The sequence below is a fragment of the Flavobacterium sp. CYK-55 genome, assembly GCF_018413465.1.
Lineage (GTDB): Bacteria > Bacteroidota > Bacteroidia > Flavobacteriales > Flavobacteriaceae > Flavobacterium.
The window spans coordinates 248,150-272,117 of record NZ_JAHCDK010000001.1; the positions used below are offsets into that span (position 1 = coordinate 248,150).

The following is a 23,968-nucleotide window of genomic DNA, read 5'->3' on the forward strand; positions in this document are numbered from 1 at the left end:
CAAATAAAGATATTGGGTGTATTGAAGTATGCGCATAATTTATTCTGCTCTGTTGATTGCTCCGCTGATTCGCTGTGAGTTTACGATGCTGAAATCTTTACTAAAATCAACACCTTCCCCATACGAAACACCATTCGGGTCAGTAAATTTATATTTTTTTTCGGTAAAAAACCATTCATTTTTTTGGTCAAAATACAATTGCTCAGTTTCAAGTTGCTGGCCTTTTTCATTGTATATCTTGATGTTTTTTTGCAAATCAATAATATCGGTACCTTTAAAAGTAACCGCATAATCTGAGCTGATAAAAGTGCGTTGACCGCGATTGTCGTACATGGTAACGTTAACACCTTTCGGAAACTCGGTAAAAGGATAATCAACCGTTGCGTAATCAAGCATTTTTGGACTGACTAAAATAGATTTGATTCTTCCTGAATCGGTATATTTTAAATTAAAATTATCTGCCTCGCCTGTAGGAACAAACTCTGTGTAGTGAATTTTTTGGACTTCTTTAAAATTACTTTCACAACTGCTCAAAAACACTGTAAAGAGTACACTCAGAAAAAACAATATGAAAGCCTTAATTTTCAAGTACTAAAAAAGTTTAGTCGTATTTGCGTTTGATAAACCAACGATCATTAAGTGAAAGACTAATGATCACATTGGTGTAGTTTTCTTCGATGAGTAAGGCTTTGGCGGTTCCGCGACGCCCCCATTCAACTCCCAAATTCAGGTTTGAAAAAGCACCGCCCAACGGCAATCCGAATCCACCTGTTATAGCGTAATCGCGAATAGGTTCTTGATTGATAATCATTCCGGTTTTTTCATATCTAAATCCGGCACGGTAGGTAACTTTATTGAGGTAATTTGAAAAACTCGCATAGTTGGGAATATAATAACCCCCAAAACTGTATTTAAAACCATTTTCGTATTCAACTTTGTTCAAATCGTTTGTGCGCGAACCAAAGTTACTGGTTTGTTGTAAGGTCAATTCGGTTCCGACCATCCATTTCTTATTTTGGCCAATACCAACACCTAAAGTATATTTTGCGGGTAGATTTAATGTACTATTGTCATTAATTTCATCAAGCTGATCCACTTCAATAGGCTCAAAACCATTATACAACAATACCGACGAAATTATTCTTGAATTTCGAGATTTTAAACTGGTTTGCGGTGTAAAAACAAAACTGGTTTGCAAATCAAGCTTTGAATTGATTTTGTATTTGTAATACACTCCTAAATCAAGGCTAAAACCAGATAATTGAGAGGTGTTTGCTTCTTGCGAGCCCAATTGAGCTTCAAAAATTTTAGCGACAGTTGTGGTTTCAATCTGCCCAAAGTTGTAGTGACCACTGAGCCCTAAACTCAAACTATTGTTTAATTTGTATGCGTAACTTAAAAACACTTTATTTAGTCCTCCTGTTCCTTCAAATGCTCTGTAGTCAAGCGTTGTAGAATTGGTATTTCGGATTTTATAACCTACTGAAGAATACGGTATCAAACCAAATCCAAAACCGGAATTTTTCATAGGTATTGCAACCATTAAATAATCTAAAGTGCTTCGCTGTGATTTTTCGTTTCCGTTGTATGCATTCAGACGTGTTGCATTAAACGAGCCTCCAGCAGTATATGTAGATAGTTTAACTCCCGAAAAACTTGCCGGGTTAGTGTAGTTTATATGTATACTATCGGCAAAAACTGAAGCGCCACCCATCATTCTGTTCTCGGCATTGCCTTTAAATCTGACATCACCTATACCGTAAAATGAATATGGCGAAGAAGTAGCTTGCTGTGCTCTTAAAGTTATCGAAATCAGCAGAACAAAAGCAATGAGAATTTTTTTAATCATTTTGGGTTTGATATTGAAACATTTGGTTCAAACTATCGAGCAGAAAATTTGAATGGGCAAATATGGTATTTTTTAATCGTTTAGCCAAAAAATCTGCATCACCGCCCGTTAAAATTATGATAATGTTTTCGTTGGTCTGCTCATATTGATCGATAAAACCTTCAATCTCGTGAACAACACCCAAGACAACCCCCGAATGTATTGAACCGGCCGTTGATTTGCCAATAAAGTCATCCGGCTGTAATTTTTCAAGTAAAGGAAGTTTGGCTGTGAACTGATGCAAAGCCTTGTAACGCATTTGTATTCCGGGCGATATTGCGCCTCCGTGATACACATCTTGCGCATCAACAAAATCATACGTAATACAAGTTCCCACATCAATAATAAGTCTTGCTTGTTTCGGATATTTCAAAACAGCACCTGAAGCGAGAATCATTCTGTCAATGCCAAGTGTTTGAGGTGTGTGATAATGATTGATAAAAGGAAATTTAGCAGCGTGATCAACAAGATGAACTCGAACACTTGAAGAGTATTTTTTAAATTGATCAGATGATATCTGACCAACCGATGCCAAAACCCAATCCAGACAGTCCGGATACTTTAGAAGTATTTTTTCAAATCCTTTTTCATAAGCATCTGCAGTAAATTGAAATCGCTCAATGAAGGTATTCTCTTCATATACAGCTGCTTTAACCAAAGTATTGCCAATATCAATCGCTAGGCGCATAAACACTCGTTTGATGAGGCGAAGGTACGAATAGATTTTTTTTAATATTTGTTTTGGATAAATTAAAAATCGTTCTATATTTGCAACCGCTTTAAGAGCATGGTACCTTAGCTCAGATGGTAGAGCAACGGACTGAAAATCCGTGTGTCCCTGGTTCGATCCCTGGAGGTACCACAAAAAAACCCAAAGTTCACGCTTTGGGTTTTTTGTTTTTTACATTAAATCTTCAATGCTCCTGATGTTGTCGGGTAATCGACCCACATTTTGCAACTTGATGCTCGCCAGTTTTTGTGCAACAGATATGCATTCTTCCATTGATTTCTGGTGTAGACGGGCAAATAAAAAGCCGGTCCAAAAAGCATCTCCCGCGCCGGTTGAATCTTTTACTTCTTTGAGCGGAATAGCCGGTCTATATAAAGTTCCTGTATGAATATCTGAAACAACAACCCCATCTTTCCCTTTGGTTAGACAAATGGTTGAAACGCCCAGCTGATGAAAATAATCAAAAATAGTTTGTTCCGATTTTACCTCGCCAAACAATCGCATACAATCGTCATCACTCACTTTCACGAGTGGATTGGTTGAGAGATAATCTTTTAGAATTTGATGCGCTTCATAGCGATTGGGCCAGATTTTTTCAGAGTAATTAATATCAATACTCATTTGCAAACCAAGCGATTTGGCTTTGTGCGCCCGATTGAGAATCGTCATGCGCGCCGGATCTTTGCTCAGTGCAAAACAAGTAGTGTGAAAAATCTTGGCGTTTTCAAGTAAAGCATCAGGCAATTGGTCTTCAATGATTTCGCGATCGGCTTCCCGAAACGGAATAAACTCTGGCGTTTGTGTTGAACGCGAAACAAAAATAACCGAAGTTGGCAACGAAAGTGATTTGCGCATATAGGTTGTCAACACTTGATTTGCATGAAGTTTCTGATGAATGTAATCGCCAAAACCATCGCTCCCACTGGTGGCTACAAGCGCAGATTTAAGACCTAAACGTGCGGCATTAACAGCAACATTGGTCGGTGATCCGCCCAAAAAGCGATGAAAATCTTTGGTTTTATCTAATGAAGATATTTCGTGACCGATAAAGTCTATGAGTACTTCGCCGACACAGATGATATCAACCGATTTGTTCATTATAAAAGTAATTTAAAGTTGGTATGTAGTTTTTGATGCAACAAAACAGCTCCTGCCGCACTCCACGCACATTGCGGAACGCCGTTGGGCTGAGTTGTTTGCGAATTGAAATTTTCAAAAAAGGCACCTTGCTCTTGCGCATTCGCCTGATGAATCGAAGTTAGAAGTTGTTGTGATAAAGAAGCATCGTAAGATGAAATAGCCCATCCGACAAAACCATTCACCATGGGCCAACTTCCGCCATTGTGAAATTCGTATGGATGATTGCGAAACTCGTATTTGCAATTATTTTTGAGTAAATTCCACTCTGGGTCAGATTCAAAAATAGGCGGCCAAAAAGCCGGAACCATGCCTAGTTTTTGTTGCTCAATTAAGTTTTCGTAATACCTGACAACCCTTTTTCTGAAGGAATATGAACCCACCTCAAGCATTAAAGCCAGCGAATTCCCAAAAGCGTCAAATGGTTTTTTGTAACCGGCCGGAGTAAAACAGCACGGAAAAAAATCATCAAAGCTATGCAACTGATGTGCTTGCGGATGGAATTTTTCAGATGGACATTCATCGGTGAAATTGGCTTCAATGACTTGTTTAACTTGCTTTATCTTGAGCTGAATCTCAGCTGACTGAACAAAATAAGCGTATGATTTTAAAGCCCAAAGCCGCAATAATTGATCGTACAAAACATAGCCTTCAACAATATATTCATCTGCCCAATTGCCTGAAAGCGGAACATAAAGCAAATGCTTGTTATTGAATTCCCATGCCTGAAGCAAAGCAAAGCACTTTTCAATAGATGCTTTGTGCTGATCAATCCAACTTGGATTTTGAGTGGCATAAGCATATTGACAATGGCCAATAATATACCAAGTAACGGCATCAACACGACCGGCCAATCCACCGTAACTTACATCAACACCTGCTTGGGTAAAAGCCACATTTGACGGAATCGTTCCGCAAGAATGCTGGTGTTGGGCTAAGGTTTCGAGGGTTTTTTTAAACGTATCAATGAGTTGTGCATCGCCCGATGCCAAAGCGGCCAAACCACATATAACTCCGTCGCGCGCCCAAACTCTTTTGTAGTTTGAAATGGGTTGAGCGCTGGCCAAAAAGCCTTGGTCAGACGAGCAAAGCTTTAATAAATCAATAGCTTTTTGATAAGAAATGTTCTGCATTACACTACTACTTCATTCTTGTTCTTTACGGTAATAAACAACGTACACAATCCGCCTAAAATGAGAAAAGTTCCTGCTAAACGAATCACATTAATCGGGTTTTGACCGAGCCAATCAAACACAAAAAACTGCATCGTAAATATTTGAATCGCCATAGGAATCACGATAAACATATTAAAGATGCCCATGTAAACGCCTCTTTTTTCTTTGGGAATTGAACCCGCAAGCAATTGATAAGGCATGGCCATCATTGAGGCCCAGGAAATACCCAATCCGAAAGAGAAAAGGTAAATTGAGCTCACCGATATAGACGTTCCGAACGGATTATACAATTCAAATAATACATCGGTATTGTTTAAATAAGGCATTAAAAGCAAACCGGTTCCTCCGATCAGAAGCGCAAAAACATGGACGCTTTTGGCTCCAAACTTTTTAGCCATGGGTACTAAAGCAAATGCGACCAAAAAACAAATGATGTTATAGGTTCCGTTGAGATTACCGGTTAAAAGTTGTGCTTTCATAAAGCCTTCAGCGTGTTGATCAGTCGTGTGAAAAATAGAGATGGACAAACCTGAAGTAATATATTCCCAATAACAAAACATGGCATACCAACTAAAAAACTTGACCGGAATGAGTTGCTTCATGGTCAAAGGCATGGTTTGAAACGCGTGTTTTATTTCTTGAAAGGTTCGATAAATAATATTGCTCTGTGCTTTTTGTTGGGCTATTTCATCTAGTTCTTCTTGTGTAGGCGGATACTCTTTGGTGGTGAGTACCGACAACAAAACCGAAACAATCGCGGCAACAGCTCCGATAAAAAATGCGTAATAGGTATACGTTGGAATTCCGTTACTCATTTTGTCGGCAAAAGTCAAAACACCAAAAGCTACCAGTAAGGCCGGGGTAAAATTGGCCAGAGTAATCCCTAATCCTGTAAAAAAACTCTGCATTAAAAAACCAATAGAATGCTGTTCGTTGGGCAGCTTATCAGCTATAAATGCTCGGTAAGGTTCCATGGCAATGTTGTTGGCGGCATCTAAAATCCAGAGTAAACTGGCCGCCATCCATAGCGAACTTGAAAAAGGCATCAAAACCAAAGCAATACTTGAAATCAGTGCTCCTATCAAGAAAAAAGGTTTTCTTCGACCAAATCTAGGAGACCAAGTGCCATCACTTATAGCTCCGATGATGGGTTGTAAAATCAATCCGGTAATCGGGCCTGCCAACCAAAGCATGGGCAAACTGGCCTCGTCGGCTCCGAGGTATTTATAAATGGCGCTCATGTTGCTTTGCTGTAAACCAAAGCTGAACTGAATTCCGAAAAATCCAAAATTCATATTCCAAATCTGCCAGAAACTCATTTTTGTTTTTTGGTGCAAACTCATGCTCTTCAAGATTAAAAAAATTCCTGTACCTCTAAATTAAAGATACAGGAATTCCATTATTAAACTAAACAAAACAAACTGAAATTTTAGAACTTATACGTAAGCGCCATTGATATTGAACGCCCCGGAAGCGGTCTTGCACGAACATAATTTACGGTGTTGTTGGTGATACTTCCTTCTTCGGCCTCAGTAATAGCGAGGGTATTGAAAAGGTTGTTTCCGGCTAAATTTAATGATAATCCATTGGCAACAGGAACTTCAACAAATCCATTGACAATCACAAAACTATTCATAACCAAATCATTTGAATCTTGAGCATATGCTTTGGTTTGTCCGATGAAGCTCAAACCAATAGTGCTTTTCTTTTGACCAAACTTATAAGTAGGCATAAAATTGTACATCATTTTAGGCTGTCTTCTTGGCTCATTGCCTTTGTTGGCACCTGAAGTAATTTCAGCTTTTGTGTATGTTAAACCTCCGCGAAGATTTAAGTTATCCATTACGTTATATGAAGACTCTAATTCTAAACCTAATGATTTATAATCGTTCTCGATGATGCTGTTTGAGGTTGCTTCATATCCGCCTTCTTCAGTAGTCACGGCACTAAACAAAGTAGCATAAACATAACCTTTACTGAATTTTTGTTTGTAACCAACTTCTGTTTGGGTCAAATAATCTAATGAGTTGATCTTATCTCCATCAAAATAATTCAATCCTTGGAACAAAATTCGATCAGCTTTGGCCGATGCACCACGGCTGTGACGAGCAAAAATAGATTGTTGCGTGTTGAGCAAATAATTGGCACCCAATGAATAAGAAACATAGCTATATTCGTAATTAACTGCTTGTTCTTTGGCTGTATTTACAGCGAACACATTGGTTTCAGGAACAGAGATTACGCCATCGTTGTTCACATCAAAAGATCTTGAAGCTCCGCCGGCAAATGAACCACTTACTTTTCCTTTGTCATAACGAACACCACCTTCTAATGAAAGTTTGTCGGTAGCATCAAAAGTAATGTTGGCGTACGGTGCAGAAACATCATATTTGGTGTCATAGTTGCGCGCCAAGTTGCCCCACGCCGGTGTTCCGTATGCGTACAAACCGTTTTCAGACAAAAGATTTCCTCCGGCATCGGTTACGTTAATCAATCGAGGATTGTCATCAGACACTTCTTGCAAATAAGAATTCCACAACCATGACATAGAGATGTTTTGGGTTGATTTAAACCAACCGGCAGTGATACCAAACTTTTCAAACTTTTTGGTCAAACGCAAATCATTCATAAAGTTATTGAAATCATTGAGTTGTGTATCAAACATATGAATACGTGACACCAATCCGTTAGCGGTATTAAATGGCTGACCGTTGTTGGCATAAGTTAATGTTGAACCTGCTCCAAAGCTAGCAGCTATGTTGGCCGCTGTATCAACTTGAGCCGGGAACGGTGCGATAAAACCTCCGCTGTTGGCAGAATAACGCATGTTGTCGCTTACTTCCCACCCTTTGTCTAAATCAAATGAAGCGCTGGCACCGATTGATTTTGAAACTGGATGCATACCATTAGCTACAGACTCACGACGCAATTGTCCGTCTGGACCCAAACCAACATTGTGCATTAAATAAGGAGTTTGTAGCGCTCCATGTGTAGCATCAAATCCTGAGATGCTTCCCCAAGTTGGGCTTGAATTAGTACCTGTAACTTTTACCGGCATAGGCATGTAAGCCGCAGCGCGATCATCTAGATATTTAGCATAAACCGTGATGTGTCCATTTTCAAATTCTTTGGTAAAATTCACTTTGAATTGACCGCCATTATTGGCATTGAACCCAGTTGATCTAACACCTTCACCGGTTCTGTAAAAACCTCCTGCATGAAAATACATTCCATCACCAATGCGTGAACCGTATTCAATATCTGTTCGGAAATTGTTATAGTCAACACCAAAGCTAGAAGTCATAGAACCTCCTTCGGTTTTTCCGGTTTTGCTGATGAAGTTGATGATACCACCCGGAGAGTTTGAAGAAAGTACTGAAGCTGAACCTCCGCGAATAGCTTCAATTTTAGAAATATTGCTATCAAAGCGCGTAAAAATATCAGCCGTTGCAAAAGCGATATCACCATACAAAAGTACTGGCAAACCGTCTTCTTGCAACTGTAAATATTTGGAACCTCCGGATGAGATAGGAACACCACGCACAGCAATATTGGCATTTCCTTCACCACCTGATGATTCTGATCGAACACCGGGAATGGTTCTGAAAATCTCTGCGGTTGAACGCGGAGCCGATTGCTCAACTTGTTTCACATCTAAAGTAGTGATAGAAACACTTGACTTGATTTTGGCTCTTGGGTTAACAACACCTGTCACAACCACATCTTCAAGTTGGTTGGCATCATCACTCATAGTGATATCAAGTGAGGTAGCGCCCGAAACCAGAACTTGTTTTTTTTGAGTTTGGTAACCTACATACGAAGCAACTACTTCGTAATTTTTCTCGGCAAGACTTGCAAAAGAATAATGTCCAGAGGCGTCAGTGGCGGTTGCTTTTGACTCACCAGATAGCTGAACGTTTACCCCGGGAAGCGGATTTCCTTTGGCATCAGAAACCACACCCGACAAAGAGGCATTTTGTGAAAAAGACCATTGAAAACAAAGCAAAACTGCTAAGAATCCAAACTTCTTCAAAAATTGGGTAGTTTTTTTCATGGTTTAAAATTGTTAGATTAATAGTAAAAATGTTTATTAATTTCGAAATTACTTTTTAAAGTGTTAATTTTTGATTGATTCAAATCGAAAACGTTTTCGAAAATACCGAAAACGTTTTCGATGTCGGATATTTTTTCTAATTTGCTTGCATGAAGAATATTACACTCAAAGAAATCGCTCACAAATTGGGCATCTCCATAACTACCGTATCAAAAGCACTTAAAAACTATCCGGACGTAAGCCCCAAAACCAAACAAGCTGTTATGGCTTTGGCCCATGAACTTCAGTATACACCCAACTCGTTTGCCGTGAATTTGCGCACCCGCGAATCAAAAACCATTGGCTTGATTATTCCTGAAGTTGTGCATCATTTCTTTTCAAATGTGATTAATGGCATTATTGCCGAAGCCGAGAAGAATGGTTATTTGGTGATTATTCTTCAATCAAACGAATCATTAGAGCTTGAAAAAAAACAAGTAGCCTTGCTCATCAACAAACGAGTGGATGGGATTTTGATGTCATTATCAAATGAATCAAATGACGATGACCACATCAAAGAAATTCTTCAAAAAGGAATTCCGTTCGTGCAATTTGACAAGATTGCCAAGCTGATTCGCAGTTCAAAAGTGATTATTAATGATCAATTGGCCGCCATTCAAGCGGTGCAACATCTTATTGATAAAGGTTGCAAAAAAATAGCACACATTCGCGGCCCGGTAAATCCGCAAAACGCGATTGACCGATTTTTAGGATATAAAAAAGCACTCGAAAAAAATGAAATTGCATACCAATCTGACTTGGTTTATACCTGTGAAAGAGTGAGTTTTGAAGAAGGCTATGCCTTTGCCAAACAAATTATTGAACAGCATCCGGATGTAGATGGCATTTTTGTGATTACAGATTTGGTTGCTGTGGGTGTATTGGCCTACTTTAACGAGCAAAAAATTCCGATTCCCAGCCAAATTGCGGTGATTGGGTTTAGCAACTGGTTTATGTCGCAGGTAATTACGCCCAAGCTCAGCACTGTTGATCAACCGAGTTATGAAATGGGCGCTCAAGCTTTTCAACTTCTTTTAGAGGAAATGATTTGTCATCGAGACCAAAAACCGTTTGAGCCCAAAACCATTGAACTTAAGACGACTATTATTGAGCGGGAATCGACATTGAGAAATTAAAATCTAAAACAATTTCATGGTTAAACATATTTCATTAACCAACAAATTGCTTATTTCAAAATATGAAATTAAATGTAGTTGCCATTCAAAGAAAATCAATATTCCTAATTAAGCCTTCAAATTTAGTTCGTTTTACAGCAGAGTTTTTAAATACTTTTTGAAAAGTTTCAATGGTAATTTCTTGCCAATCTTTTCGAGTCATTTTGAGTAAATCCGGATGTGGCTCAAATGCTTTTTCAGCGTGTGGTTTTGAGAATCTATTCCACGGGCAAACCTCTTGGCAAACATCGCAGCCAAAAATCCAATCATCCATTTTGCCCTTTGCTTCTTGCGGAATGTTTTCTTTGAGCTCAATGGTATAATACGAAATACACTTGCTGCCATCAACCACATAAGGCGCAATAATGGCTTGTGTTGGGCATGCATCAAGGCAAGCGGTACACGAACCGCAGTGATCGGTTGTTGGCGCATCGTAGGCAAGTGGTAAATCGACAATCAATTCGGCAATGAAGTAAAACGAACCCACACTTTTGGTAATTAAATTGGCATTTTTTCCGATCCAACCCAAACCACTTTTGGCGGCCCAAGCTTTGTCGAGCACTGGGGCCGAATCAACAAAAGCGCGCCCGTGAACTTCGCCAATATTTTCTTGAATGAAATCTAAAAGTTGTTGTAATTTTTCTTTGATGACTGTGTGGTAATCTTGCCCGTAAGCGTATTTGGAGATTTTGTATGTGTCTTGAACTTGACTCTGCTCAGGATAATAATTGAGCAACAACGATATCACGCTTTGGGCACCATCAACCAACAACTGCGGATTGAGTCGTTTGTCAAAATGATTTTCCATGTATTGCATTTGCCCATGGCGATTTTGATTCAGCCAACGTTCTAATCGCGGCGCTTCTTCTTCAAGAAAACCGGCTTTAGAAACACCACAAGACATAAAACCCAACCGAAGGGCTTCGGCTTTGATGAGCTGTGTATGTTGGTACTGAGCATTCATTTGTACACTGAATTTGCATTAGGGATTGAAGCGGCATCCTTTTGGAGCGAGGCACGAGCGGCAAAAGATACAGCGAAAAGCCCGACCCGAAGGAAGACGAATCTTAAAACTTGAAGCCTGATTCCCCTGAGGGAAATGCCCTAGAACAATCCGCCTTGTATATGGGTTTTTATTTTACCCAAATGTTTGTAGGCCTTCTCGGTGACTTCACGACCCCGCGGGGTTCTGACAATAAACCCTTCTTGAATTAGGAACGGCTCATAGACTTCTTCAATGGTTTCGCTACTTTCTGAAACGGCGGTGGCCAAAGTGGATAAACCTACCGGACCGCCTTTGAACTTATCAATGATGGTAGTGAGGATTTTGTTGTCCATTTCATCGAGTCCGTGTGCATCAACATGAAGGGCTTGGAGCGAATATTTGGCAATTTCTATATCAATCTTGCCATTGCCTTTGATCTGGGCAAAATCGCGTACTCTGCGCAACAATGCATTGGCAATACGCGGTGTACCCCGACTGCGTCCGGCAATTTCTATGGCAGCCTCCATGGTAATGGGCATTTTAAGAATGGCTGAACTTCGTTGAACGATGGTAGTGAGTAATTCGGTGGTATAATATTGCAAGCGACTTTGAATGCCAAAACGCGCGCGCATCGGAGCCGTTAGCAAACCTGAACGCGTAGTAGCGCCTACCAAAGTAAATGGATTTAACGTGATTTGAACCGAACGCGCATTCGGGCCAGATTCAATCATGATGTCAATTTTAAAATCTTCCATGGCTGAATAGAGGTATTCTTCAACCACCGGGCTTAATCGATGAATTTCATCAATGAATAAAACATCACGCGGTTCTAAATTGGTGAGTAATCCGGCCAGATCACCCGGTTTATCGAGCACCGGTCCTGAAGTGATTTTGATGCCGACTCCGAGTTCATTGGCGAGTATATTGGCCAAAGTGGTTTTACCCAAACCCGGAGGCCCGTGAAACAGCGTATGATCGAGCGCATCGCTACGCATATTAGCGGCCTCGACAAATACTTTGAGATTCTCTAATATTTGATCCTGTCCTGAAAAATCGTCAAAACTAAGTGGCCTGAGTTTTTTTTCAAGGTCTAACTCTTCAGGATTGAAGTGTTGGTTGGTAGGATCTAAATGCTGGTTCATGCGACAAATATAAAGAAATAAATAAGCTGAAATAAAAAAGCCTTTCACAGACGGAAAGGCTTTTTTATATTCTTAGAAGGATTAGTGATGAAGTTGCTCTTCGCCCGGTTTCATCGGAACGTTTTGCGGAACGAAATCATCATCGTGTCCTGGTTTGCTGTAATCATAAGCCCATCTGTGTACGTGAGGAATTTCTCCGTGCCAGTTTCCGTGGATGTGCTCAATCGGTGCAGTCCACTCAAGGGTATTAGATTTCCAAGGGTTTTGAACAGTTTTCTTACCGTAGAAAATACTGTAGAAGAAATTGAACAAGAATACCAATTGGAATACACCGCCTACTAAGGCAAATGTAGTAATCAATACGTTTACATTTTGTAAATCATCAAATATTGGGAAATTGGTGTTGGTATAATAACGTCTTGGAAGACCTGCCAAACCAATGAAGTGCATTGGGAAGAATACTCCATAAGCACATACGGCTGTTACCCAGAAGTGGATATAACCTAAGTTTTTGTTGAGCATGCGTCCGAACATTTTTGGATACCAGTGGTATATACCAGCAAACATTCCGTATAAGGCAGAAATACCCATTACCAAGTGGAAGTGTGCTACTACAAAGTAGGTATCGTGCACGTTGATATCAAGTGTACTATCTCCTAAAATCAAACCCGTCAAACCACCTGTGATGAATGTTGAAACCAATCCGATGGAGAACAACATAGCTGGGTTCATTTGCAAGTTACCTTTCCAGAGTGTAGTGATGTAGTTGAAAGCTTTTACCGCTGATGGAATCGCAATCAAAAGTGTGGTAAATGTAAATACAGACCCCAAGAAAGGATTCATTCCAGACAAGAACATATGGTGACCCCATACAATCGTTGACAAAAATGCAATTGCAATCATGGACATAATCATCGCGCGGTATCCAAAGATAGGTTTACGAGCATTGGTAGCAATTACTTCAGAAGTAATACCCAAAGCAGGTAACAATACGATATATACCTCAGGGTGACCTAAGAACCAAAACAAGTGCTCAAACAATACCGGTGAACCACCTTGGTAATGCAAAACTTCTCCAGCAATATATATATCAGACAAGAAGAACGATGTGCCGAAACTTCTGTCCATGATGAGCATCAAAGCAGCTGATAACAATACCGGGAATGAAATCACCCCAATTACTGCCGTAATAAAGAATGCCCAAACGGTCAATGGAAGGCGCGTCATTTTCATTCCTTTGGTTCTCAAATTCAAAACCGTTACGATGTAGTTCAATGAACCCAACAAAGACGAAGCAATGAAAATAGCCATAGACACCAACCACAACGTCATACCTGCACCTGAACCGCCAATAGCTTGCGGTAAGGCACTAAGCGGAGGATAAATTGTCCATCCAGCTGATGCAGGCCCTGACTCAACAAATAATGAGCAAACCATGATGACACTAGAGGTAAAGAACAACCAATAAGAAACCATGTTCAAAAATCCTGAAGCCATGTCACGTGCCCCGATTTGTAAGGGAATTAGCAAATTACTAAAGGTTCCACTTAAAGCAGCAGTCAATACAAAGAATACCATGATGGTTCCGTGTATGGTAACCAAAGCCAAATAAATATCGTTGGTCATGACTCCGTTAGGAGCAAACTTTTCACCTAAAAAGAAACTAAAAACTTTGAACGACTCTTCTGGCCATGCCAATTGCATTCTGAAAAGCATGGACATTCCAACACCTATAATCCCCATCACAATACCCGTAAGAAGGTACTGTCGAGCAATCATTTTGTGATCAATCGAAAAGATATATTTGGTGATAAAAGTGTCTTTATGGTGGTGCTCATGCTCATCGTGTCCGTGTGCGTGGTCATGTGCGTGATCTAAAGCTTCTGCTGACATAATATATGCTTTAATTAAATTTTAATCTGATTTATTTTTTTACAACTGCTGCAACCATTTTTGCATCGGCAACTTTTGAAGTATCTGTTCCTGGAGCAGCTCCTTCAGTTGCTTCAGGTTTAGCGTTAGCTGCTTTTACTTCTTCTGCTATGGTTGCTTTCTCTTTCAACCATTTTTGATAATCTTCAGGCGAATCAACTACAATTTTCATCTGCATATTGTAGTGAGAAGATCCACAAATCTTGTTACACAACAATACATAATCAAAAGTGTATGGGTCAAGAGCAGGCTGGCCTTTGGCAACCAATTCTTCACTTTTTTTGTTTCGGAGCGCATTAATTTTAGCCACTTTTTCTTGCATGAATGTCATGTTGCGCATTTCATCTGTAGTGTAAATAGGCGTAAAAGAAAACTCTGTAACCATTCCAGGAACACAGTTCATTTGTGCTCTAAAGTGTGGCATGTAGGCTGAGTGCAAAACGTCTTGAGAACGCATTTTGAAGTGAATTTTCTTTCCTTTTGGAATGTGTAATTCAGCAACTACTTTATCGTCTTGAGCATTCGGATCTGACATGTCTACACCTAATGCATTTACACCCTCAATATAACGCACATTCGCTTTACCTAAAACATTATCAGACCCAGCATATCTGGCTGACCATTTAAATTGCTGAGCATAAAGTTCAATCTCAATAGTGTCCTCATCTGCATCAATAAACATAATATTAGACCAAGCATAAAGACCATACAAGATCAAACCTGCTAATGTAATGGCAGGAATAATACTCCAAATAGCTTCCAGTCTGTTGTTATCAGCAAAGTATAATGCCTTTTGATCTTTTTTTCCTCTGTATTTGTATGCAAAATAATGAAGTAAAGCCTGAGTAATGGTTTGCACTAAGAAGATTAATACCCAAGTAATATTCATGAGATTATCAACCATATCACCGTGAGCAGAAGCAGGTGTATGCAACACAAGACCACCCCATTGAAGCAAACCGTATATAGTGAATACATAAATGAAAGCTAAAAAGCCAAACATTAAATATCCTTGAACATTGTTATCATTATCGTCAGCAACGCCAGTATCATTTGACTTAGAACCCACTTGGGTAAGGTCAAAAATCTTGGTTAATTGCCATAAAGCAATTGACAATAAGACTAAAATTATAATTACCAACAAACTTGTCATCTGTCTTTACTTTAAATATTAATAATGAAAATGTTTACTCTCTTCGATGTAAGGATTGCGTTTTGGCAACAATGGAGCTTTGGTCAATGTAGTAAATACTACAAAAATGAATAATCCAAGGAAGAACATCAAAGCACCCAACTCAGGAGCACCAATAAACCATTGATCTCCTACAGTAGCCGGCATAATCATGTTGAAGAAATCAACATAATGACCCAATAAAATAACTGTTCCGGCCATAACCAAAACCCATGTAATACGTTTGAAATCTGTATTGATTAAAATCAAAATAGGGAATACAAAATTCATGGCTACTGCACCGAAGAAAGGTAAATTATAATGCTCAATACGAGTAACGAAATAGGTAACCTCTTCCGGAATGTTTGCATACCAAATCAATAAGAATTGTGAGAACCACAAATAAGTCCAGAACACACTAATACCAAACATGAACTTAGCTAAATCATGGATGTGGCTGGTATTTACATGCTCTAAATAACCTTGACCTTTCAAGTATAAAGTAATCATACAAATAGTCGTAATACCACTTACAAAGAAACTAGCAAATACATACCATCCGAACAAAGTACTAAACCAGTGTGGGTCAAGTGACATAATCCAATCCCAAGACATAATTGACTCAGAAACGATGAAGAATACCAAGAACATCGCTGAAATGTTGAAGTTCTTTTTGTAGAAAGAATTGTCATTGGCCTCATCTTGTGCCAAACAATTTTTTCTAGAAAAATGACGATAAAGATTCCAACCCAGTAAAAATACAATTGCTCTAATAATCCAAAACGGGAAATTTAAATAACCTGACTTCCCAGCGATGATTTCATCATAGTTAGGGCTTTTAGGATCAGTTACACCTTCGCCTAACCAAGGGAATAAATGATGCATGTGTAATCCACCTGCAATTAAGAAAACCAATAGAAGAACAGAACCTACTGGCAAATATGAAGTGATTCCTTGCATTACACGAAACAATACTGGTGACCAGCCCGCTTGTGCTACTTGTTGTATTGCATAGAAAGCTAAAGTTCCCATGGTTAACAATAAGAAGAAAATACATGAAACATAAACCGCAGACCATGGCTTATTTTGCAATTGATGCAAAACATGCTCTAAATGTGCTTGATGTGCTGCGTGCTCTTCAGCTTCGGTCACTACTTTTTCTTTTTTAGGAGCTTCGTGAGCTACAACTTCGGCAACTTTAGTAGTGTCAACTGAAGCAACTGTATCGTGAACTGACTCTGCCTGTGCAACGACACTTGTATCGTGCGCTACTGCTGGAGCTTCAGCTGCTGCTTTAGCTTCATGCGCTGGAACTGCGTGATTGGCCTGAGCTGGAGCTACGTGATGTCCACCACCGTGATGCTCCTCAGCTGCTAGAATTTTCTCAACATCCTCAGTAGTTTTAGGTGCATTTAAAAAACCATATCCAATCCCAAGGACACCAACGACCATCAGAATGAAGGAGAATGTTTTTAATTTACTTGAAAAGGTATACATATCTATTAAGATCAGTTTGTTCTACAATTATAATTTGCTTTTGAGCTCCATGACATATGCGGTCACCATCCAACGTTCTTTTGTACTCAATTGATTTGCATATGAACCCATTGAATTTAAACCATAGGTTTGTACGTGAAAAACACTACCCTCAGTAATCGGACGATCTTTGTAGTTAGGAACACCGAGGAATTTTCCTTGTGTTACCAATTTACCTTTGCCATCACCGGTATTACCATGACAAATACCACAATAGATTTCAAAAAGTTCTTTAGCTTTATCCATATCAACACTAGTAGAATCAAGTGGAGATTTCAAACTCGCACGAGCGGCTTCTAGCCCAGCAGTAGTATTTGGATATTCATAAACTTCGAAGCCTCTGTTGATGGTTCCGGCAGGTGGCAATTGACCTTCTTTACCATTCTTAAAAGCATTAGTTTCTGCATAAGTTTCATAGCCCACAGATTCGTACATGTTGGGCATATATTGGTAGTTTGGTTGCGACTTGTCATGACAAGACCAAGCAACAACTGCAAAACCAACGACAAGTGATATTTTAAAAATGCTTTTCATAAGACTAATCATGCTTTTCAATTACTTTTACTTCAACGGCACCTGTCCCTTGAAAGAAAGACACTAATTCATTTTCGTTGTCGTGAATAGCTACTTCCATCAAGAAGTGGTCATCAGTTGTACGAACATCTGGGTTTTCAGCTTTTTTGAACGGCCATAATTTACTTCTCAAATAAAAAGTAATAACCATTAAGTGCGCAGCGAAGAATACTGTTTCTTCAAACATAACCGGCACAAAAGCAGGCATGTTTTGTATGTAGCTAAAACTTGGTTTACCTCCGATATCTTGTGGCCAATCTAAAATCATGACATAATTCATTAAGAAAGTTCCAAAAGACAAACCAACCAAACCATAGATAAATGCACAAATAGCAATTCTGGTTGGGGCAAGTCCCATAGCCTTATCTAATCCGTGAACCGGAAAAGGCGTATAAACTTCTTCAATATGGTGGTGTGCTGCACGCGTTTTTTTGACAGCATCCATCAAAGTGTCATCGTCATTATAAATGGCGTAAATAACTTTATTACTCATGATGTGAATGTTTGTGTGCTTCTCTTTCTTTGATATAATTTTCTCCTGTAGATTTCAAAATAGTTTTAACCTCTGCTTGTGCAATTACAGGGAAGCTGCGTGAGTACAACAAGAATAAAACGAAGAAGAAACCAATAGTACCGATGAAGATTCCAATGTCGACAAATGTTGGTGAGAACATGGTCCATGAAGACGGAAGGTAATCGCGGTGTAACGAAGTAACAATAATTACAAAACGTTCGAACCACATTCCGATGTTTACAACAATAGAGATGATGAATGAGAACATGATACTGGTTCTCAATTTTTTGAACCACATGAACTGTGGAGAGAATACGTTACAAGTCATCATTGACCAGTAAGCCCAAGCATATGGTCCGGTTGCTCTGTTTAAGAACGCATATTGCTCATACTCAACTCCAGAATACCAAGCAATGAATAACTCAGTAATGTAGGCAACCCCAACAATTGAACCTGTAATCATGATGATGATGTTCATCAATTCAATGTGTTGGATTGTAATATATGCTTCTAGTTGACAAACTTTACGCATCACAATCAAAAGGGTGTTTACCATCGCGAATCCTGAGAATACCGCACCCGCAACGAAGTATGGCGGGAAGATCGTAGTATGCCATCCCGGAATAACCGAAGTAGCAAAGTCCATTGATACAATGGTGTGTACCGAAAGTACAAGTGGTGTAGCCAAACCGGCCAAAACCAATGATACTTCTTCAAAGCGCTGCCAATCTTTAGCACGACCGCTCCATCCGAAGCTTAATATTGAATAAATTCTCTTTTGGAAAGGGTTTACTGCTCGATCGCGAATCATCGCAAAGTCAGGCAAAAGTCCAGTCCACCAGAAAACAAGTGAAACTGAAAGATAGGTCGAAATCGCAAACACATCCCAAAGAAGCGGTGAGTTAAAATTCACCCACAATGAACCAAATTGATTCGGGATTGGAACTACCCAATAAGCCAACCATGGACGACCCATGTGGATGATTGGGAACAAACCTGCTTGGATTACAGAGAAAATGGTCATTGCCTCTGCAGAACGGTTGATGGCCATTCTCCAACGTTGACGGAACAACAACAATACAGCTGAAATCAAAGTTCCTGCGTGACCGATACCTACCCACCATACAAAGTTGGTAATATCCCAGGCCCAGCCAACGGTTTTATTCAAACCCCAAGTTCCAATACCGGTTGAAATGGTATAAACAATACAGCCCAATCCCCAAAGGAAAGCAGCTAATGCAATTGAAAATACGGTCCACCATTGCTTGTTGGCAGGTCCTTCAACAGGAGCAGCTACATCTACGGTTACATCGTGATAAGTTTTATCACCCATAACCAATGGTTTTCTAATACTTGCTTCGTAGTGATGAGACGACATATCTTACTATCTTATTTTTCTTGATTATTAATTGAATTAGATATTTCTAACTTTAACTTGATAGAATACATTCGGTTTGGTTCCGACATGCTCCAACAAGTGATACATACGCTCATCTTGAGCTAAAGTTGCGATTTCACTTTCTTGGTTGTTGACATCTCCAAACTTCATAGCGCCTGAAGAACAAGCTGCAGAACAAGCGGTTTGGAATTCGTCAGCTTTCACCGGTCTTCCTTCGCGTTTAGCATTGAGAATAGTTGCTTGTGTCATTTGGATACACATAGAACATTTCTCCATAACTCCGCGTGAACGAACATTGACATCTGGGTTGAGTACCATTCTACCCATATCGTCATTCATGTGGAAATCAAACTCGCTGTTGTTGTTGTACAAGAACCAGTTGAAACGACGTACTTTATACGGACAGTTGTTCGCACAATATCTAGTTCCTACACAACGGTTATAAGCCATGTGGTTTTGACCTTGACGTCCGTGTGAAGTAGCCGCTACCGGACAAACTGTTTCGCATGGAGCGTGGTTACAGTGTTGACACATCACCGGTTGGAAAGCTACTTGCGGATTATCAGCTGGGTTCTCCATTTGACCAAATCCGTCGAGCGAACCTTTATCTCCGAATAAACCGTTGAAATTTTCTTTCTTTTCATTGTCACCAGCAAAAGTAGCTTCAGATGAATAATAACGGTCAATACGCAACCAATGCATATCACGGCTTCTTCTCACCTCAGCTTTACCAACTACCGGAACATTGTTCTCAGCATGACAAGCAATTACACAAGCACCACAACCGGTACAAGCATTTAAGTCAATGGCTAAGTTGAAGTGGTGACCCGTTGAACGATCAAATGATGCCCAAAGATCAACAGTTGTTGCTGCCACTTCTTGGTGGTCTAAAGAAACCATTGGAATTGGATTCCAAACTTCAGATTCTTCTTTGTTGAATATTTCTAAAGTGGTTTCTTTAACGATGTCACCACGACCCATCAAGGTTTTTTGCGATTGAACACAAGCAAACTCATGCTCGCCACCTGCTTTTTCAATGCTGGCCGATTGAACGTTATTGAAATTATTATACAGCGCATAAGCGTTAACACCTACTTGCATTTCTTCTTTTAACGAAGCGGTTTTACCATAACCAACCGATAAAGACATAGTACCTACAGCTTGTCCTGGCTGAACAATCACCGGAACATTTTCAAGGGTTTTACCATTAACTTTTAAAGTTACATAGCTTCCGTTAAGCCCTCCGTTGGCAACGATTCTGTTTTCTAAACCGAGTTTTTGAGCATCAGCTGGAGCAACCGTTACATAATTGTCCCAAGACACACGAGTGATTGGATCTGGAAACTCTTGCAACCAAGGATTGTTGGCTTGTTGTCCATCACCCATACCTGTTTTGGCATACAACAAAAGTTCAAAACCAGTAGCTTTTTTAGATTGAGCTAATACATTGGCTGCACCCGCAAAATCAACAGCACCACCCGCAGCTGCAGATGAAGCACCGAGGTAAATTCCGTCATGCAATACCTTATTCCAAGTAGCACCCGCGATTATTCCTGATGCATTGGCTTTTAAGTAGTCATAGTATGAACCTGAAATTCCATTGAGTGACATAAGCACTTCTTGGAATTGTTTGGTATCAAATAAAGGTCGAATCGTTGGTTGTGTAAGTGCGTAAGAACCTCTAACAATTGTTACGTCATTCCATGATTCAAGGAAATGCGGAGCTGCAGCAGCAATCGTAGCCACAGAAGCAGTTTCATCTTCTCTCAAAGAGAAAGCCACTGTGGTTTTTGCTTTTTTCATGGCCGCAGCAAAGTCAGCGGAAGCCGGCATGGTATACACCGGATTCACTCCACTCATGATAAGTGTATGAACATTACCTGCTTTTAAATCAGAAACGAACTGAGCAACTTTAGCATTTGATCCTTTTCTAATTTGACGCGTTCCGGCAGTTGTAAAAGCCTCACTTACCAGGGCACGATTGATCGCAAATACCAACAATTGAGCGTTTTTATCTTCAATACCACAAACCAAAACACCTTTTGAGCCCGCAGCTTTTAACTGTTGCGCAGCTTTTACTACTTCGGCTTCGTTTTCAACTTTTCCGGTTGAAACAGATGAATTGGTAATGATATTATAAATTTTAACTAAGGCTTGCTTTTGATCAGCAACCGACATCGGCAAACGCTTATCAGCAGCAGCACCCGTTAAAGTCATATTTGATTCTAATTGGAAATGACGAGACATTTTTCCGTTTTTGGGAATTCTACCTTGTGCATATCCGGCATCATATCCGCCACCTTGCCAATCTCCAAGGAAATCAGCTCCTACAGATACAATTAAAGAAGCTTTTGAGAAATCATAATCAACCAAAGCGCGTTCTCCGTAGGCCATTTCAAAAGCATCTAAAGATTCAGATGATGAAACCGCATCATAAATGACATGTTTGGCTGTTGGGTTTTTGGCTAAGAAATCAGCAACTAGTTTTTCAGTGGTTGGACTCGCTAAAGTTCCCGTCAATAAAACTACTTGCTTACCTGTAGATTTAGCTTCAGCTAAAGATGACTTGATTTTGGCATCAACCTCTGACCATGAAGCATTTTTGCCCGCAACTTTAGGTTGCTTCAAACGCATACTATCATACAAAGACAATATCGAGGCATGAACTCTAGCATTGGCAGCAAACTTAGCACCTGGCAAAGTATTATTATCAATTTTAATTGGGCGACCTTCACGTGTTTTGACCAACAAATGAGCAAAATCAAAACCATCAAACATGGTCGTTGCGTAATAATCTGCAACACCCGGAATGATTTGCTCAGGCTGAACTACGTATGGAATCGATTTATGAACCGGACCTTCACAAGCAGCCAAAGTTGCGGCAGCTGTACTGAACCCGACATACTTTAAGAAATCACGACGTGTGGTTGATGAAGTTGAAAGAGTTTCTTCATCGCTCAAAAATTCATTTGTTGGAATTTCTTCTACAAACTCGTTATTTCTGAGTGTCTCAACAATTGAGCTGTTTTCGTTCAGCTCTTCAACACTTTTCCAGTATTTTTTGTTAGATGACATATATAATTTGTTAGCTTCTTAATAAATTCTGATTAGTAGTGGCATTTACCGCATTCCAAACCACCCATTTGAGCAGCTGTTAGCTTATCAACACCGTATTTTTTAGAAAGTTCTTCGTGAATTTTGGTGTAATATTCATTACCCTCCATTTTCACATCGGTTTTTCTGTGACAATCAATACACCAACCCATAGTGAGCGGAGCAAATTGTTTCATTACTTCATATGTTTGTACCGGGCCATGACAGGTCTGACATTCAACACCAGCCACTGTAACGTGCTGTGAGTGATTGAAATAAGCAAAATCTGGAAGATTGTGAATACGAACCCATTTTACCGGTTGTGTTTTACCTGTATATTTTTGAGTAGATTGATCCCAACCAACCGCAGCATATAGCTTTTTGATTTCATTGTCGTAAAAAGCTTTTGAGTGCTCTGCCGTAGCTGTTGTATCAGAAACCTCAGAAATATTTTTGTGACAGTTCATACAAATATTCAAAGATGGAATTCCGGCATTTTTACTTACACGTGCCGCAGAGTGGCAGTATTTACAATTGATTCCATTACTACCGGCATGTATTCTGTGCGAGTAATGAATTGGCTGAACAGGTTCATAATCCTGATCAACACCAACCTGCATGAAGAAAGCATAAGCATAGTAACCACTCGCTAAAATCAACAAGACTGAACTAGCAAAAACCAAAAATTGGTTTCTAGCAAAAGCCACCCAAATTGGAGTGGTTGGCTCACTTGGTTCAACTTCGATTCCGTTAGCTTTTGCAATTTTGTTGAGCACACGAGTAACCAACATAAGCATAACCACCAACATCATCATGACAAGAGAAAGAGCTCCAAGAATTACATCATTAGAGATTCCACCTGACGCAGTTTCAGTTCCAGGAGGAGCACTTGCCGGACCAGCTTTAGCCGGTTCTGGTTTTGGCTCAGAAGTATAGGCTAGAATATTGTCTATGTCTTCATTGGACAATTGCGGAAAAGCCGTCATCACAGCTTTGTTGTTTTCTTCGAACAACTTAACAGCAGCAGCATCGCCTGATTTGATTAAATCAGAACTGTTTCGGATCCATTTGTAAAACCAATCTTTGTCGTGCTTAGCAGAAACTCCGCGCAGAGCAGGCCCCGTTGCTTTTGCATCTAACTTGTGACAAGCAGCACAATTTGTATTAAACAATTCTTTTCCTTTTGCCACATCACCACTTCCTGAAGCAGCAGGAGCAGCGGCTGCCGCAGCGTCCGCAGGAGCAGGAGCGGGATTTTGCGCAATTGAGGTTAAGGAGAATGTTAGCAGAAGCGCTAAACCGAAGATAAATTTTTTAGAAAACGAATTATGGTTACCCACTTTTTTCATATTTAGTTATGATTATCTACTATAATTTGAAATTCGAGTTTTGGCGTAAAATCAGGCTTCAATGAGCACTTTACTT

General features: G+C 39.8%; 18 protein-coding genes and 1 tRNA gene. 2 read left to right on the forward strand and 17 right to left on the reverse strand.

Translation table 11 applies throughout. The annotated features are described in order from the left end of the window. Positions 1-39: 39 nt before the first annotated feature. The 3 genes from lptC to KIH23_RS01135 are packed head-to-tail and all read right to left on the reverse strand — an operon-like array spanning position 40 to position 2,576. On the reverse strand, positions 40-582 hold the full coding sequence (lptC, locus tag KIH23_RS01125; protein WP_317197018.1) for an LPS export ABC transporter periplasmic protein LptC: 543 nt from the start codon (positions 580-582) through the stop codon (positions 40-42). Positions 583-601: 19 nt separating this feature from the next. Continuing rightward, on the reverse strand, positions 602-1,849 hold the full coding sequence (locus tag KIH23_RS01130) for a hypothetical protein (protein WP_213210814.1): 1,248 nt from the start codon (positions 1,847-1,849) through the stop codon (positions 602-604). Then, positions 1,842-2,576, reverse strand: coding sequence for a type III pantothenate kinase (locus KIH23_RS01135; protein WP_213210815.1), 735 nt, complete (start codon positions 2,574-2,576; stop codon positions 1,842-1,844). The genes KIH23_RS01130 and KIH23_RS01135 overlap by 8 nt, the downstream gene beginning before the upstream one ends. A gap of 101 nt (positions 2,577-2,677) precedes the next feature. Between KIH23_RS01135 and KIH23_RS01140 the strand changes: the two genes are divergently transcribed. Continuing rightward, positions 2,678-2,750, forward strand: a tRNA-Phe gene (locus KIH23_RS01140). Between the two features lie 39 nt (positions 2,751-2,789). Here KIH23_RS01140 and KIH23_RS01145 read toward each other — a convergent pair. The 4 genes from KIH23_RS01145 to KIH23_RS01160 form a co-directional block, all read right to left on the reverse strand. Continuing rightward, on the reverse strand, positions 2,790-3,716 hold the full coding sequence (locus KIH23_RS01145) for a carbohydrate kinase family protein (RefSeq protein WP_213210816.1): 927 nt from the start codon (positions 3,714-3,716) through the stop codon (positions 2,790-2,792). Further along, on the reverse strand, positions 3,716-4,888 hold the full coding sequence (locus tag KIH23_RS01150) for a glycoside hydrolase 100 family protein (RefSeq protein ID WP_213210817.1): 1,173 nt from the start codon (positions 4,886-4,888) through the stop codon (positions 3,716-3,718). Before KIH23_RS01150 ends, KIH23_RS01145 begins: the two co-directional genes overlap by 1 nt. After that, the gene (locus tag KIH23_RS01155) at positions 4,888-6,249 is read right to left on the reverse strand and encodes an MFS transporter (protein WP_249684749.1); all 1,362 of its coding nucleotides are present in this window, start codon (positions 6,247-6,249) and stop codon (positions 4,888-4,890) included. Before KIH23_RS01155 ends, KIH23_RS01150 begins: the two co-directional genes overlap by 1 nt. A 110-nt stretch (positions 6,250-6,359) precedes the next feature. Then, positions 6,360-8,984, reverse strand: coding sequence for a TonB-dependent receptor (locus KIH23_RS01160; RefSeq protein WP_213210819.1), 2,625 nt, complete (start codon positions 8,982-8,984; stop codon positions 6,360-6,362). A 149-nt stretch (positions 8,985-9,133) separates the two neighbouring features. Between KIH23_RS01160 and KIH23_RS01165 the strand changes: the two genes are divergently transcribed. Beyond that, positions 9,134-10,159 (forward strand): LacI family DNA-binding transcriptional regulator, encoded by a 1,026-nt coding sequence (locus KIH23_RS01165; protein ID WP_213210820.1) that lies wholly within the window; start codon positions 9,134-9,136, stop codon positions 10,157-10,159. Between the two features lie 85 nt (positions 10,160-10,244). Here the strand turns inward: KIH23_RS01165 and queG are convergent, their stop codons facing one another. The 10 genes from queG to KIH23_RS01215 all read right to left on the reverse strand — a co-directional run bounded on the left by queG (position 10,245) and on the right by KIH23_RS01215 (position 23,892). Further along, positions 10,245-11,162 (reverse strand): tRNA epoxyqueuosine(34) reductase QueG, encoded by a 918-nt coding sequence (queG, locus tag KIH23_RS01170; RefSeq protein WP_213210821.1) that lies wholly within the window; start codon positions 11,160-11,162, stop codon positions 10,245-10,247. A gap of 140 nt (positions 11,163-11,302) precedes the next feature. Continuing rightward, positions 11,303-12,325 carry a Holliday junction branch migration DNA helicase RuvB gene (ruvB, locus tag KIH23_RS01175; RefSeq protein ID WP_213210822.1) on the reverse strand — a complete coding sequence of 341 codons (1,023 nt, stop codon included), beginning with the start codon at positions 12,323-12,325 and terminating at the stop codon, positions 11,303-11,305. An 81-nt stretch (positions 12,326-12,406) separates the two neighbouring features. Beyond that, positions 12,407-14,218, reverse strand: coding sequence for a cbb3-type cytochrome c oxidase subunit I (locus tag KIH23_RS01180; protein WP_213210823.1), 1,812 nt, complete (start codon positions 14,216-14,218; stop codon positions 12,407-12,409). Between the two features lie 31 nt (positions 14,219-14,249). Next, positions 14,250-15,410, reverse strand: coding sequence for a cytochrome c oxidase subunit II (locus KIH23_RS01185; RefSeq protein ID WP_213210824.1), 1,161 nt, complete (start codon positions 15,408-15,410; stop codon positions 14,250-14,252). Positions 15,411-15,428: 18 nt separating this feature from the next. Continuing rightward, complete coding sequence (locus tag KIH23_RS01190) at positions 15,429-16,925, reverse strand: quinol:cytochrome C oxidoreductase (RefSeq protein WP_213210825.1); 1,497 nt, start codon at positions 16,923-16,925, stop codon at positions 15,429-15,431. A gap of 27 nt (positions 16,926-16,952) precedes the next feature. Further along, complete coding sequence (locus tag KIH23_RS01195) at positions 16,953-17,498, reverse strand: c-type cytochrome (RefSeq protein ID WP_213210826.1); 546 nt, start codon at positions 17,496-17,498, stop codon at positions 16,953-16,955. A 4-nt stretch (positions 17,499-17,502) separates the two neighbouring features. Continuing rightward, a complete protein-coding gene (locus KIH23_RS01200) occupies positions 17,503-18,030 on the reverse strand; it encodes a DUF3341 domain-containing protein (RefSeq protein WP_213210827.1) in 528 nt (175 codons plus the stop codon). Beyond that, positions 18,023-19,429 (reverse strand): NrfD/PsrC family molybdoenzyme membrane anchor subunit, encoded by a 1,407-nt coding sequence (gene nrfD, locus KIH23_RS01205; RefSeq protein ID WP_213210828.1) that lies wholly within the window; start codon positions 19,427-19,429, stop codon positions 18,023-18,025. The genes KIH23_RS01200 and nrfD overlap by 8 nt, the downstream gene beginning before the upstream one ends. Positions 19,430-19,465: 36 nt before the next feature. After that, positions 19,466-22,525: a TAT-variant-translocated molybdopterin oxidoreductase gene (locus tag KIH23_RS01210; RefSeq protein WP_213210829.1), complete on the reverse strand. Its 3,060-nt coding sequence runs from the start codon at positions 22,523-22,525 to the stop codon at positions 19,466-19,468. A 32-nt stretch (positions 22,526-22,557) separates the two neighbouring features. Then, positions 22,558-23,892 carry a c-type cytochrome gene (locus tag KIH23_RS01215; protein WP_213210830.1) on the reverse strand — a complete coding sequence of 445 codons (1,335 nt, stop codon included), beginning with the start codon at positions 23,890-23,892 and terminating at the stop codon, positions 22,558-22,560. Positions 23,893-23,968: the final 76 nt, after the last annotated feature.

What these genes read in the sequence shown, in the direction of transcription:
- KIH23_RS01190 (WP_213210825.1), bottom strand. Translation starts at nt 16,925, where the DNA reads ATGTATACCTTTTCAAGTAAATTAAAAACATTCTCCTTCATTCTGATG.
- KIH23_RS01185 (WP_213210824.1), bottom strand. Translation starts at nt 15,410, where the DNA reads ATGACAAGTTTGTTGGTAATTATAATTTTAGTCTTATTGTCAATTGCT.
- KIH23_RS01150 (WP_213210817.1), bottom strand. Translation starts at nt 4,888, where the DNA reads ATGCAGAACATTTCTTATCAAAAAGCTATTGATTTATTAAAGCTTTGC.
- KIH23_RS01160 (WP_213210819.1), bottom strand. Translation starts at nt 8,984, where the DNA reads ATGAAAAAAACTACCCAATTTTTGAAGAAGTTTGGATTCTTAGCAGTT.
- KIH23_RS01200 (WP_213210827.1), bottom strand. Translation starts at nt 18,030, where the DNA reads ATGAGTAATAAAGTTATTTACGCCATTTATAATGACGATGACACTTTG.
- KIH23_RS01195 (WP_213210826.1), bottom strand. Translation starts at nt 17,498, where the DNA reads ATGAAAAGCATTTTTAAAATATCACTTGTCGTTGGTTTTGCAGTTGTT.
- KIH23_RS01180 (WP_213210823.1), bottom strand. Translation starts at nt 14,218, where the DNA reads ATGTCAGCAGAAGCTTTAGATCACGCACATGACCACGCACACGGACAC.
- KIH23_RS01145 (WP_213210816.1), bottom strand. Translation starts at nt 3,716, where the DNA reads ATGAACAAATCGGTTGATATCATCTGTGTCGGCGAAGTACTCATAGAC.
- KIH23_RS01215 (WP_213210830.1), bottom strand. Translation starts at nt 23,892, where the DNA reads ATGAAAAAAGTGGGTAACCATAATTCGTTTTCTAAAAAATTTATCTTC.
- KIH23_RS01165 (WP_213210820.1), top strand. Translation starts at nt 9,134, where the DNA reads ATGAAGAATATTACACTCAAAGAAATCGCTCACAAATTGGGCATCTCC.
- KIH23_RS01155 (WP_249684749.1), bottom strand. Translation starts at nt 6,249, where the DNA reads ATGAGTTTCTGGCAGATTTGGAATATGAATTTTGGATTTTTCGGAATT.
- KIH23_RS01135 (WP_213210815.1), bottom strand. Translation starts at nt 2,576, where the DNA reads ATGCGCCTAGCGATTGATATTGGCAATACTTTGGTTAAAGCAGCTGTA.
- KIH23_RS01130 (WP_213210814.1), bottom strand. Translation starts at nt 1,849, where the DNA reads ATGATTAAAAAAATTCTCATTGCTTTTGTTCTGCTGATTTCGATAACT.
- queG (WP_213210821.1), bottom strand. Translation starts at nt 11,162, where the DNA reads ATGAATGCTCAGTACCAACATACACAGCTCATCAAAGCCGAAGCCCTT.
- KIH23_RS01210 (WP_213210829.1), bottom strand. Translation starts at nt 22,525, where the DNA reads ATGTCATCTAACAAAAAATACTGGAAAAGTGTTGAAGAGCTGAACGAA.
- ruvB (WP_213210822.1), bottom strand. Translation starts at nt 12,325, where the DNA reads ATGAACCAGCATTTAGATCCTACCAACCAACACTTCAATCCTGAAGAG.
- nrfD (WP_213210828.1), bottom strand. Translation starts at nt 19,429, where the DNA reads ATGTCGTCTCATCACTACGAAGCAAGTATTAGAAAACCATTGGTTATG.